2 protein-coding genes are annotated in these 13,574 nt (G+C 77.0%); both read left to right on the plus strand.

Annotated elements, in window-relative coordinates:
• The first annotated feature begins 8 nt into the window (after window positions 1-8).
• The gene (locus ACWDD9_RS42405; RefSeq protein WP_449814609.1) at window positions 9-11,537 is read left to right on the plus strand and encodes an SDR family NAD(P)-dependent oxidoreductase; all 11,529 of its coding nucleotides are present in this window, start codon (window positions 9-11) and stop codon (window positions 11,535-11,537) included.
• A 144-nt stretch (window positions 11,538-11,681) separates the two neighbouring features.
• On the plus strand, window positions 11,682-13,574 hold a 1,893-nt coding region (locus ACWDD9_RS42410; protein ID WP_449814610.1), incomplete at its 3' end, for a type I polyketide synthase.

Raw genomic sequence — 13,574 nt, forward strand, 5'->3', positions numbered from 1 at the left:
GGTGTGCAATGCCGACGGATGACAAGGTCGTCGATTACCTCAAGAAGGTGACCGCAGACCTGCGGCGGACGCGTCAGCGGGTCCGCGAGCTGGAGGCCGCGGAGCACGAGCCGATCGCGATCGTCGCGATGAGCTGCCGCTTCCCCGGCGACGTCGGGACACCCGAGGAGCTGTGGCGGCTGCTCGCCGACGGCCGTGACGCGGTCGGCGGGTTCCCCGCCGACCGCGGCTGGGACACCGACCGGCTGCTCGGCGGCAACGCCGACGGCACCGGCGCCTCGTACGTCCGCGAGGGCGCGTTCCTGTACGGGGCCTCGCGGTTCGACGCGGGGTTCTTCGGGATCAGCCCGCGCGAGGCACTGGTCATGGACCCGCAGCAGCGGCTGCTGCTGGAGACCTCCTGGGAGGCCTTCGAGCGGGCCGGCATCGACCCGCGGTCGCTGCGCGGCAGCCGGACCGGCGTCTTCGCCGGCACCAACGGGCAGGACTACGCGGCGCTGGTGACCAGGGCCCCGGAGGCGGCCGAGGGGTACCTGGCGACCGGCATCGGCGCCAGCGTGGTCTCCGGCCGCATCTCCTACACCTTCGGTCTCGAGGGCCCGGCGGTCACCGTGGACACCGCCTGCTCCGCCTCGCTGGTCTCCCTCCACCTCGCCGTCCAGGCGCTCCGACAGGGCGAGTGCTCGCTCGCCCTGGCGGGCGGGGTCACGGTGATGTCGACCCCGCTGTCCTTCGTGGAGTTCTCCAAGCAGCGCGGGCTCGCCTCGGACGGGCGCTGCAAGGCGTTCGCCGAGGCCGCGGACGGCACCGGCTGGGGCGAGGGCGCCGGCATGCTGCTGCTGGAGCGGCTCTCCGACGCCCGCCGCAACGGGCACCCCGTGCTCGCGGTGGTCCGCGGCAGCGCCGTCAACCAGGACGGCGCGTCCAGCGGTCTGACCGCCCCCAACGGCCCCTCCCAGCAGCGGGTCGTCCGCCAGGCCCTGGAGAACGCCCGGCTCTCCACCACCGACGTGGACGCCGTCGAGGCGCACGGCACCGGCACCCGGCTCGGCGACCCGATCGAGGCCCAGGCCCTGCTGGCCACCTACGGGCAGGACCGCGAACGGCCGCTGCTGCTCGGCTCGGTGAAGTCCAACATCGGGCACACCCAGGCCGCCGCCGGGGTGGCCGGCGTGATGAAGATGGTGCTGGCCATGCGGCACGGCCTGCTGCCGCGGACCCTGCACGTGGACGCGCCGTCCTCGCAGGTGGACTGGTCGGCGGGCGCGGTGGAACTGCTCACCGAGGCCCGGGAGTGGCCGGAGACCGGCCGCCCGCGCCGGGCCGGCGTCTCCTCCTTCGGCGTCAGCGGCACCAACGCCCACGTCATCCTCGAACAGGCCCCCGAGGAGCAGCCCGCCGACGAGGTGCCCGCCGACGAGGCTCCCGCACCGGGCGCGCTCCCCTTCCTCCTCTCCGCCAAGACCGACCAGGCCCTGCGCGACCAGGCCCGCCGCCTGCGCGACCACCTGGACACCGAGGCCGCCTCGGCCGACCTCGGCCTCTCCCTCGCCGTCTCCCGCACGCAGTTCGCCCACCGCGCGGCCGTGGTCGCCGCGGACGGCGCCGAACTCGCCGCCGCCCTGGAGGCGTTCGCGGCCGGCGAGGAGCCCGCCCGACTGGTCTCCGGCACGGCCGACGTGACCGGCAAGACCGTCTTCGTCTTCCCCGGCCAGGGCTCGCAGTGGGTCGGGATGGCCGTCGAACTCCTCGACAGCGAGCCGGTGTTCGCCGCCCGGATCACCGAATGCGCCGACGCCCTCGCCGAGTTCACCGACTGGAAGCTCCTCGACGTCCTGCGCGGCGCCGAGGGCGCCCCCGGCTACGATCGGGTGGACGTCGTCCAGCCCGCCCTCTGGGCCGTCATGGTCTCCCTCGCCGCCCTCTGGCAGGCGTACGGCGTCCAGCCCGACGCCGTCATCGGCCACTCCCAGGGCGAGATCGCCGCCGCCACCGTCGCCGGCGCGCTCTCCCTCCAGGACGGCGCCCGGGTCGTGGCCCTGCGCTCCCAGGCCATCACCGCCATCGCCGGAGCCGGCGGCATGGTCTCCGTCGCCCAGCCCGTCGGGGAGATCGACCTCACCCCCTGGCAGGAACGGATCTCCGTCGCCGCCGTCAACGGCCCCTCATCCACGGTCGTGGCCGGGGACGCCGACGCCCTGGACGAGCTCCAGGCCGCCCTCGACGCCCGGGGCGTCCACGCCCGCCGCGTCCCCGTCGACTACGCCTCGCACTCCGCCCACGTCGAGCGGATCCAGGACGAGCTGCTCACCCTGCTCGCCCCGGTAGCCCCCCGGACCTCCGAGGTGCCGTTCTACTCGACCGTGGACGACGCCTGGCTGGACACCGTCCGGCTGGATGCCGCGTACTGGTACCGCAACCTGCGCCGGACCGTCCGGCTGGAGGAGGCCGTCCGCGCCCTCGCCGCCGACGGCCACGCCTTCTTCGTCGAGGTCAGCCCGCACCCGGTGCTCGCCTCCGCCGTGCAGGACACCCTGGACGCCGCCGAGGCCACCGCCGTCGCGGCCGGCACCCTGCGCCGCGACCACGGCGGCCCCGCCCGGTTCCGCTCGGCGCTCGCCGCCCTGCACGTCCGGGGGCGCACGGTCGACTGGCCGGCCGTCTTCCCCGGCGCGCGGCGGACCGACCTGCCCACCTACCCCTTCCAGCACGAGCGGTACTGGCTGGAGGCCACCGCCTCCAACGGGGACGCCGTCGACCTCGGCCTCGGCTCCGCCGACCACCCGCTGCTCGGCGCCTCGCTCACCCTCGCCGACGACGACGGCCTGCTGCTCACCGGCCGGCTCTCGCTGCGCACCCACCCCTGGCTGGCCGACCACGCCGTGCTCGGCTCGGTCCTGCTGCCGGGCACCGCCTTCCTCGACCTGCTCGTCCACGCGGGCGACCAGGCCGGCTGCGACCGGGTCGACGAACTCGCCCTGGAGAGCCCGCTGGTGCTCCCGGAGACCGGCGGGATCGCCCTCCAGGTGCGGGTCGGCCCGGCCGACGAGAGCGGCCGGCGCGAGGTCACCGTCCACTCCCTCCGGGAGGACGCGCCGCTGGACGCGCCCTGGGTCCGGCACGCCAGCGGCTGGCTCGCCCAGGCCGCCGCACCGGCCGCCGCCGAGGACCTGACGGCGTGGCCGCCGGCCGGCGCCACCGCCGTCGACCTGGACGGCTACTACGAGCGGCTGGCCGCGGGCGGTCTCGGCTACGGCCCGGCCTTCCGCGGTCTGCGGGCCGCCTGGCTGGACGGCGACGACATCTACGCCGAGGTCCGGCTGCCCGAGGAGCAGCGCTCCCGGGCCGAGCGCTTCGGGCTGCACCCGGCGCTGCTGGACGCCGCCCTGCACGCGCTGGGCTGCGCCGTGGACGGCGGCGAGGGCCTGAACCTGCTGCCGTTCGCCTGGAGCGGGGTGACCCTGCACGCCTCCGGCGCGGCCGAGCTGCGCGTGCGGCTCAGCCGCACCGGCCGGGACAGCGTCTCGCTGCTGGTCGCCGACCGGTCCGGCGCCCCGGTGGCCACCGCCGACTCCTTCGTGCTGCGCCCGATCGGCGCCGCCGGCACGGCCGCCCGGCCCGCCACCCCCGACTCGCTGTTCCGGATCGACTGGACCGCCGTCCCGCTGCCCGAGGACACCGTCGAGCCGTACCGGACCGACGGCCTGGACGCGCTGCCCGCCGAGGTGCCGGCCACCGTCCTGGTGCCGGTCGACGCGCCGGCCGACGGCGGCACCGCCGAGCAGGCCCGCGCCGTCACCCACCGGGTGCTGGAGCTGCTGCAGGCCTGGCTGGCCGAGGACCGCTTCGCGGGGTCCCGCCTGGTCCTGGCCACCAGCGGCGCCGTCGCCGCCCACCCCGGCGAGGCCGTCACCGCCCTGGCCTGCGCCCCGCTCTGGGGCCTGGTCCGCTCCGCGCAGTCCGAGAACCCGGACCGGATCGTCCTGGTCGACCTGGACGGCACCGCCGCCTCGGCCGCCGCGCTGCCCGCCGCCCTCGCCACCGGAGAGCCCCAACTCGCCCTGCGCGAGGGCACGGTGCTGGCCGCCCGGCTGGCCCGCGCGGCCACCTCCGGCGCGCTCACCCCGCCCGCCGGCGAGCCCTGGCGGCTGGACACCACCGGCCGCGGCACCCTGGACAACCTCGTCCTGGCCGCCTGCCCGGACACCCTGGAGCCGCTCGCCCCCGGCCACGTCCGGGTCGCCCTGCGGGCCGGCGGCCTCAACTTCCGCGACGTGCTCAACGCGCTCGGCATGTACCCCGGCCAGGCCGGCCTGCTCGGCAACGAGGGCGCCGGCGTCGTCCTGGAGGTCGCCGGGGACGTCACCGCACTCGCCCCCGGCGACCGGGTGATGGGCATGTTCGCCGGCTCCTTCGGCACCACCGCCGTCACCGACCACCGGCTGCTGGTCCGGATCCCCCGGGGCTGGGACTTCACCGAGGCCGCGTCCACCCCGATCGTCTTCCTCACCGCCTACTACGCGCTGAAGGACCTGGCCGGGCTGCGCCCCGGCGAGTCCGTCCTGGTGCACGCCGCCGCCGGCGGCGTGGGCATGGCCGCCGTCCAGCTCGCCCGCCACCTGGGCGCCGAGGTGTACGGCACGGCCAGCGCCGGCAAGTGGGACGCGCTGCGGCCGCTCGGCCTGGACGACGCCCACCTGGCCGGCTCCCGCACGCTGGACTTCGGCCGCGAGTTCCTGGCGGCCACCGGCGGGCGCGGCGTGGACGTCGTGCTCAACGCGCTGGCCGGGGAGTTCGTCGACACCTCGCTCGGCCTGCTGCCCCGCGGCGGCCGGTTCGTCGAGATGGGCAAGACCGACATCCGGGACGCCGAGGAGGTCGCCGCCCGGCACCCCGGCGTCGCCTACCGCGCCTTCGAGCTGTTCGAGGCCGGCCCGGAGCGGATCGCCGCGATGCTCGCCGAGCTGGTCGACCTGTTCGAGGCCAGCGTGCTGCGGCCGCTGCCGATCACCACCTGGGACGTCCGCCGCTCGGTCGACGCCTTCCGGTACGTCAGCCAGGCCCGGCACACCGGCAAGGTCGTGCTGACCGTGCCGCCCGCCCCCGACCCGGACGGCACCCTGCTGATCACCGGCGGCACCGGCACCCTCGGCGCCCTGCTCGCCCGCCACCTGGTCACCGAGCACGGCGTCCGCCACCTGCTGCTCACCAGCCGGACCGGCGCCGAGGCCCCCGGCGCGGCCGGACTCACCGCCGAACTCCGCGCCCTCGGCGCCACCGTGACCGTCGCCGCCTGCGACGCCGCCGACCGCGACCGGCTGGCCGCCGTCCTCGCGGACATCCCCGCCGCGTACCCGCTCACCGGCGTGGTGCACACCGCCGGGGTGCTCGACGACGGCGTGATCGGCTCGCTCACCCCGGAGCGGATCGACGCGGTGCTGCGGCCCAAGGTCGACGGCGCGCTCAACCTGCACGAGCTGACGCTCGACCGGGACCTGGCCTGCTTCGTCCTGTTCTCCTCCGCCGCCGGTGTGCTCGGCGGCGCGGGCCAGGGCGGCTACGCCGCCGCCAACACCTTCCTGGACGCCCTCGCCCAGCACCGCCGGGCCCGCGGCCTGGCCGGCTCCGCGCTCGCCTGGGGCCTGTGGGAGCAGCGCAGCAGCATGACCGGGCACCTGGACGCCCGGGACGTCGAGCGGATGAGCGAGGGCGGCATGACCCCGCTCGGCTCGGAGCTCGGCATGGCCCTGTACGACGCGGCCGCCCTGCTGGACGAGCCGCTGCTGCTGCCCGCCGACCTCGACCTGTCCGCCCGGCGCGGCCGGGGCCCCGTCCCGGCGCTGCTGCGCGGCCTGCTCCGGGCCCCGGCCCGGCGCAAGGCCGAGGCGGTGTCCGGGCCGAGCGGCTCGGCGCTGACCCGCAGGCTGGCCGCCCTCCCCGAGGCGGACCGTACGGAGCTGCTGCTGGACCTGGTCCGCGGCCACGCGGCCTCGGTGCTCGGGCACGGCTCGGCGGAGGCGATCGACGCGGACCGCGCGTTCAAGGACCTCGGCTTCGACTCGCTGACGGCGGTGGAGCTGCGCAACCGGCTCGGCACCGCGACCGGGCTGCGCCTGCCCGCCACCCTGGTCTTCGACCACCCGAGCCCGACCGCGCTCGGCCGCCACCTGCGCGCCCGGCTGCTCGACGAGCAGGCCCCGGCGACCGCGGGACCGGCCGCGGCCACCGGCGCGACGGCCCGGGACGGCGACCAGGACACCATCGCGATCGTCGCGATGGGCTGCCGCTACCCCGGCGGGGTCGGCTCACCCGAGGACCTGTGGCGGCTGCTGCGGGCCGGCGGCGACGCCCTGACCGGTTTCCCGGCCGACCGCGGCTGGGAGCCCGGCGGCCAGGGCGGGTTCCTGCACGACGCGGCCGAGTTCGACGCGGCCTTCTTCGGGATCAGCCCGCGCGAGGCGCTCGCCATGGACCCGCAGCAGCGGCTGCTGCTGGAGACCTCCTGGGAGGCCTTCGAGCGGGCGGGCATCGACCCGGCCTCGGTGCACGGCACCCGGGTCGGCGTGTTCACCGGCACCAGCGGCCAGGACTACGCCTCGCGGCTGCGCCGCGTCCCCGGCGAGGTCGAGGGCTACCTGGGCAACGGCAGCGCGGCCAGCGTGATCTCCGGCCGGGTGGCGTACACCTTCGGGCTCGAGGGCCCGGCGATCACCGTGGACACCGCCTGCTCCTCCTCGCTGGTGGCGCTGCACCTGGCGGCGGCCGCGCTGCGCCGCGGCGAGTGCGACCTGGCGCTGGCCGGCGGTGTGGCCGTGATGTCGACGCCCGGCCTGTTCGCCGAGTTCGACCGCCAGGGCGGCATGTCGGCGGACGGCCGCTGCAAGGCCTTCGCCGCCTCCGCCGACGGTACGGGCTTCGCCGAGGGCGTGGGCGTGCTGCTGGTCGAGCGGCTGTCGGACGCCCGCCGCAACGGGCACCCGGTGCTGGCGGTCGTCCGGGCCACCGCGATCAACCAGGACGGCGCCTCCAACGGGCTCACCGCCCCCAACGGCCCCGCGCAGGAGCGGGTGATCCGCGAGGCGCTGGTCGCCGCCGGCCTGGCTCCGGCCGAGGTCGACGCCGTCGAGGCGCACGGCACCGGCACCCGGCTCGGCGACCCGATCGAGGCCAACGCCCTGCTCGCCACCTACGGCCAGGGCCGCGAACTGCCGCTCCAGCTGGGCTCGTTGAAGTCCAACATCGGGCACTCCCAGGCCGCGGCCGGGGTCGGCGGCATCATCAAGATGGTGCTGGCCATGCACCACGGGGTGCTCCCCCGCACCCTGCACGTGGACGAGCCCACCCCGCACGTCGACTGGACGGCCGGATCGGTCGAGCTGCTCACCGAGGAGCGGGAGTGGCCGCAGACCGGCCGCCCGCGCCGGGCCGGCGTCTCCTCCTTCGGGATCAGCGGCACCAACGCCCACGTCATCGTCGAGCAGGCCCCCGAGGAGCAGCCCCCGCCGGCCGCCCCGACCGGGCACGGCGCCCTGCCGTTCCTCCTCTCGGCCCGCTCCGAGCAGGCGCTTTCCGCCCAGGCCGAGCGGCTGGCCGCCTTCCTGGCCGAGCGCCCGGAGGCCGCCCTGCCGGACCTCGCCCACTCGCTGACCGCCGCCCGGGCGGCGCTGCCGCACCGCGGCGCGGTGGTCGCCCGGGACCGCGAGGGCCTGCTGGACGGCCTGGCGGCCCTGGCCGCCGGCCGCGGCCCGCGCGGCACCGCCGCGACCGGGAAGACGGCCTTCCTCTTCACCGGCCAGGGCGCCCAACGCCCCGGCATGGGCCGGGAGTTGTACGACACCTACCCGGAGTTCGCGGACGCCTTCGACGCCGTCTGCGCCGAGCTGGACCGGCACCTGGAGCGGCCGCTGCGCGAGGTGGTGTTCCAGCAGGGCGAGCTGCTCGACCGGACCGGCTGGACCCAGCCCGCCCTGTTCGCCGTCGAGGTCGCCCTCTACCGCCTGGTCGAATCCTTCGGCGCGCGGCCGGACTTCGTCACCGGCCACTCGGTCGGCGAACTGGCCGCGGCCCACGTCGCCGGGGTGCTGTCGCTGGCCGACGCGGCCGCGCTGGTCGCCGCCCGCGGCCGGCTGATGGAGCAACTGCCCTCCGGCGGTGCGATGGTGGCGGTCCGCGCCACCGAGGAGGAGGTCCGGCCGCTGCTCACCGGGCAGGTCTCGCTGGCCGCGGTCAACGGCCCCGAGGCCGTGGTGATCGCCGGGCCGGAGGAGCCGGTGCTGGCCGTCGCCGCCGTGCTCGCCGAGCGCGGGCGCAGCACCCGGCGGCTGCGGGTCAGCCACGCCTTCCACTCCCCGCTGATGGACCCGATGCTGGCGGAGTTCCGCGCCGTCGCCGAGTCGCTGACCTACCACCAGCCGCGGATCCCGCTGCCGGCCGAGGCCACCGACCCCGAGTACTGGGTGCGGCACGTCCGCGAGGCCGTCCGCTTCCACGACACGCTGCTCGCGCTCGCCGAGCGGGGCGTCACCACCTTCCTGGAGCTGGGCCCGGACGCGGTGCTCACCGCGGCCGGCCGGGAGAGCCTGCCCGGCTCCGGGTTCGCGCTGATCGCCGCCCAGCGCCGGGACCGGCCCGAGGAGCAGTCCCTGGTCGAGGCGCTGGCCGCGCTGCGGCTGCGCGGCGCCGCGGTCGACTGGTCGCGGCTGCTGCCCGGCGCCCGCCGGACCGAGCTGCCCACGTACGCCTTCCAGCGCGAGCGGTACTGGCTGGAGGACGACGGGGGCCCGGTCGGCCTGGCCGGGGCCGGACTCGGCTCGCCGGAGCACCCGATGCTCGGCGCGATGGCCGAACTGGCCGACGGCACGGGCTTCCTGTTCACCGGTTCGCTCTCCGAGCGGACCCACCCGTGGATCGCCGAGCACGGGGTGATGGGCCGCACCGTCGTCCCCGGCGTCGCCTACGCCGAGCTGGCCCTGCACGCCGCCGAGCAGGTGGGCTGCGACCGGGTCGAGGAGATCACCCACCTCGCGCCGCTGGTCCTGCCGCGCACCGGCAGCGTGCTGCTCCAGCTGCGGGTCGGCCCGGCCGACGCCGCGGGCCGGCGCCCGCTGGCCGTGCACTCGCGGCCGGAGGACGCCCCCGAGGGCGAGTGGACCCACCACGCCGACACCGTGCTCGGCACCGGCGCCGGCGCCCCGGACTTCGACCTCCGGGCCTGGCCGCCGGCCGGCGCGGAGCAGGTCGACCTGACCGGCTTCTACCGGCGGGCCACCGAGACCGGCTTCGCCTACGGGCCGCTGTTCGCCGGCCTGACGGCGCTCTGGCGGCGCGGGGACGAGGTCTTCGCCGAGGTCGCACTGCCCGAGGAGGGCCGTACGGCGGCCGCCCGGTTCGGCATCCACCCCGGCATGTTCGACGCGGTACTCCAGGCGATGGCCGCCTCCACCCTGCTGGAGCGGATCTCCACCGACGAGGCCCCGCACGGCCGGCTGCCCTTCGCCTGGACGGGCGTCGAGCTGTACGCCTCCGGCGCCGCCGCCGTCCGGGCCCGGCTCACCCCGGCCCGCACCGGCGGGGTGGCCTTCGCCATCGCCGACGCCACCGGTGCGCCGGTCGCCTCGGTGGAGTCCCTGGTGATGCGTCCGGTCTCGCCGGAGGCGATCACCGGGGCCGGTACGGGCGGCCGGGACGCGCTCTACCGGGTCGAGCCGGCCGAGCTGCGGCTCCCGGCGGCCCCGGCCACGGCCGACTGGGCCGTGCTCGGCGAGCCGGCCTTCGGCCTGCCGGGCCGGCCGGACCTGGCCGCCTTCGACGCGGCCGCCCCGCACACCGTCCTGGTGCCCTGGACGGCCGGGGGCGAGGGCCCGCTCGCCGAGCGGGTGCACGCCGCCACCGGCCGGGCGCTGACCCTCCTCCAGGAGTGGCTCGCCGACCAGCGGTTCGCCGACTCCCGGCTGGTGTTCGTCACCCGGCACGCGGCCGGGGCCGACCTCCGGGACCTCGCGCACGCCCCGCTCTGGGGCCTGGTCCGCTCGGCCCAGGCCGAGCACCCCGGCCGGTTCGTCCTGGTCGACCTGGACGGGGACGAGGCCTCCGCCGCCGTCCTGCCCGCCGCGCTGGCCACCGACGAGCCCCAGCTGGTCGTCCGCCGGGGCACGGTCTCCGCGCCCCGGCTGGCCCGGGCCGGCGCCGGCGCCGACGCCGACGCGACCGGCGACGCCACCGCCCCGGCCCTGCGCCCGGACGGCACGGTCCTGGTCACCGGAGCCACCGGTGCGCTCGGCCGGCTGGTCGCCCGCCACCTGGTCACCGCGCACGGCGTCCGCCGCCTGCTGCTCACCAGCCGCAGCGGCCCCCGGGCCGAGGGCGCGGACGAGCTCACCGCCGAACTCACCGCGCTCGGCGCCGAGGTCACCCTCGCCGCCTGCGACGCGGCCGACCGGACGGCCCTGGCGGCGCTGCTCGCCGCGCACGACGTCACCGCCGTGGTGCACACCGCCGGGGTGCTCGACGACGGCGTGCTCGACGCCCTCACCCCCGAGCGGGTCGCCACCGTCCTGCGCCCCAAGGTCGACGGCGCGGTCAACCTGCACGAGCTGACGGCCGGCCGGGACCTGGACGCCTTCGTCCTGTTCTCCTCCGTCGCCGGGGTGCTCGGCGCCGCCGGACAGGCCGGCTACGCCGCCGCCAACACCTTCCTGGACGCGCTCGCCCGCAGCCGCCGCGCCGACGGCCTGCCGGGCACCGCGATCGCCTGGGGCCCGTGGCTGCTCGACGACCCGGCGCACGCCGGCATGGCGGGCGGGCTCGGCAGGGCCGACCTCGGCCGGCTGGCCCGCGGCGGGATGGCGCCGCTCCAGGCGGAGCAGGGCCTGGAGCTGTTCGACGCCGCCCGGTCCGGCGCCGACCCGCTGGCCGTCGCGGTCCGGCTGAACCCGGCCGCCTTCCGGGGCGGGGAGGTGCCGCCGATGCTGCGCGGCCTGGTCCGCGCCACCGGCCGGCGGGCCGCCGAGACCGGCGCCGGCCAGGACCCGGCCCGCCGGATCGCCGGCCTCACCGGGGAGCACCGGACCCGGGCCCTGCTCGACCTGGTGCGCACCCAGGTGGCGGACGTGCTCGGACACGCCTCGGCGGAGTCCGTGCAGGCCACCCGGGCGTTCAAGGAGATCGGCTTCGACTCGCTGACCGCCGTGGAGCTGCGCAGCCGGCTGCACGAGGCGACCGGGCTGCGGCTGCCGGCCACCCTGGTGTTCGACTACCCGACCCCGGCCGCGCTGGCCGGCTTCCTCGACGGGCGGCTGCCCCGGGAGGGAGCACCGCGGGAGGAGCCCGTCCTCGCCGAGCTGGACCGGCTGGAGGCCGCCCTGGAGCGGCGGCTGGCGGACGGCCACGCGCTCGACGGCCTGTCGCCGCGCCTGCGGGCCCTGCTCGACCGCCTGGACGGCCCGGACGCCTCCGCGGCCGGCCTGGCCGGGGACGACAGCGACCTCGACGCCGCCTCCGACGACGAGCTCTTCGCCCTCGTCGACTCCCTGGACTGATCCAGGAACCCCCCGCGCCGCCGGGCCGGCCCCCTCCGGGGCACGGCCCGGCGGCCCCCCGGACACGCCCGGACGCGGCCGCGCCCCGCCCCGGAGCCGGACGACCCCGGCAGCCACCACTCCGCCGCAGGAAAGTGATCTGAGATGGCCAACGAAGACCAGCTTCGCGAGTACCTCAAGCGGGCGGTGGCCGATACCCGTAAGGCCCACCGGCGGCTCAAGGAGCTCGAGGACGAGCGCCACGAGCCGATCGCGATCATCGGCATGGCCTGCCGCTTCCCCGGCGGCGTGCGCAGCCCCGAGGGGCTGTGGCGGCTCCTGGTCGACGAGGCCGACGCGATCTCCGAGTTCCCGACCGACCGCGGCTGGGACCTCGACTCGGTGTACGACCCCGATCCGGGCGCCGCCGGCACCAGCTACACCCGCCACGGCGGCTTCCTGGACGGCGCGGCCGGCTTCGACGCGGGCTTCTTCGGCATCAGCCCCAACGAGGCGCTGGCGATGGACCCGCAGCAGCGGCTGCTGCTGGAGACCTCCTGGGAGGCCGTGGAACGCGCGGGCATCGACCCGCAGTCGCTGGCCGGCGGCCGGACCGGCGTCTTCGTCGGCACCACCTCGCAGCTGTACGGCACCGGTTCGGACATCCCGGAGGGCGTGGACCTCTACCTGGGCACCGGCACCACCTCCAGCGTCACCTCCGGCCGGATCGCCTACCACTTCGGCCTGGAGGGCCCGGCGGTCTCGGTCGACACCGCCTGCTCCTCCTCGCTGGTCGCGCTGCACTGGGCCGCCCGCTCGCTGCGCCAGGGCGAGTGCACCACCGCGCTGGCCGGCGGCGTGACGGTGATGTCCAACCCCGGCATGTTCGTGCTGTTCAGCCAGCAGAAGGGGCTGGCCCCGGACGGCCGCTGCAAGGCCTTCGCGGGCGCCGCCGACGGCACCGCGTGGAGCGAGGGCGTCGGCATGCTGATGCTGGAGCGGCTCTCCGACGCGCGCCGCAACGGGCACCGGGTGCTCGGCGTGATCCGCGGCAGCGCCGTCAACCAGGACGGCGCCTCCAACGGCCTGACCGCCCCCAACGGCCCCTCCCAGCAGCGGGTGATCCGGCACGCGCTGGCCGACGCCCGGCTGGCGGCGGCCGAGGTCGACGTGGTGGAGGCGCACGGCACCGGCACCACCCTCGGCGACCCGATCGAGGCCCAGGCGCTGCTCGCCACCTACGGCCAGGAGCGTGAACTCCCGCTGCTGCTCGGCTCGGTGAAGTCCAACATCGGCCACACCCAGTGCGCCGCGGGCGTGGCCGGGGTGATCAAGACGGTGCTCGCCATGCAGCACGGCGTGCTGCCCCGCACCCTGCACGTGGACCAGCCGACCCCGCACGTGGACTGGACGGCCGGATCGGTCGACCTGCTCACCGAGGCGCGCGCCTGGCCGGAGACCGGCCGCCCGCGCCGGGCCGGCGTCTCCTCCTTCGGCGTCAGCGGCACCAACGCCCACGTCGTACTGGAGCAGGCCCCGCCGGTCGAGGCCCCGTCGGACGAGGCTCCTGAGCCGTCGAGCGCGCCGACCGGCCCGGTTCCGCTGGCGTTCTCCGCCAAGAGCCCGGCCGCGCTCCGGGACCAGGGCGCGCGGCTGCGCGAGCTGCTCGCCGCCGACCCGGCGCTCGTCCCCGCCGACCTCGCCTCCTCGCTGGCCTCGTCCCGCTCCGACTTCGTCCACCGCGCGGCGGTGGTCGGCGCCACCACCGCCGAACTCCACGGCGCCCTCGGGGACTTCGCCTCCGGTACGGCGGACGTCACCGGGCGCACGGTGTTCGTGTTTCCCGGGCAGGGCTCGCAGTGGGCCGGCATGGCCGTCGAACTCCTCGACAGCGAGCCGGTGTTCGCCGCACGGATCACCGAATGCGCCGACGCCCTCGCCGAGTTCACCGACTGGAACCTCCTCGACGTCCTGCGCGGCACCGAGGGCGCACCCGGCTACGACCGGGTCGACGTCGTCCAGCCCGCCCTCTGGGCCGTCATGGTCTCCCTCGCCACC

The sequence above is a fragment of the Kitasatospora sp. NPDC001119 genome, from assembly GCF_053598475.1.

What these genes read in the sequence shown, in the direction of transcription:
- ACWDD9_RS42405 (WP_449814609.1), top strand. Translation starts at nt 9, where the DNA reads ATGCCGACGGATGACAAGGTCGTCGATTACCTCAAGAAGGTGACCGCA.